The 581-nt window shown below is 68.0% G+C and carries 1 pseudogene; it reads left to right on the plus strand.

What is annotated here, in order from left to right:
• Window positions 1–581, plus strand: a pseudogene (locus tag A5780_RS40620) (hypothetical protein); the annotation flags it as partial.

Raw genomic sequence — 581 nt, forward strand, 5'->3', positions numbered from 1 at the left:
CCGCGATCTCGGCGGCCATCTGCTTGGCCGTGACGTGGCCTTCGTCGAATCCGGCCAGCAGCTCCGGGATGCGGCCGGCCTCACCACAGACGACCGCACCCGCGTCGACTTCGTCGTCGACTACCTCACCGGAGACACCCGCAACATCGACCTGCTCACCTCCCCGGTGTTCGTCGATCCCGGAGAGGAAGCCCGCGGCCGCATCCCGGAGCTGCTGGCCGGATTCGACGAAGGCCACGTCACGGCCAAGCAGATGGCCGCCGAGATCGCGGTGATGACCGCTGAGGACCAGGCCCGTGTCCGTGAGGTCGGCAAAGCGATCCGCGACGGACAGTACCCGGACCTGCAGCTCTGGCCCGGCTACGCCGACCGCGACAAACTCACCGAACAACTCTCACTGCTCGCCGGTGATGTCGAGGACCTGCGCGCGACCGCGGACTACCTCGCCGAAAACGACATCTCGAACGAGTCCCCCGAAACCTGGGGTGTGGGTGACGAGACCGCCGCGACCATCGAACGGCTGCGTGAGCGCAGCGACGAGATCGTCGCCGCCGCCACACTCCAGCACGGCCTGGCCGACA

The sequence above is a fragment of the Nocardia sp. 852002-20019_SCH5090214 genome (assembly GCF_001665865.1).
Classification (GTDB): domain Bacteria; phylum Actinomycetota; class Actinomycetes; order Mycobacteriales; family Mycobacteriaceae; genus Nocardia; species Nocardia nova.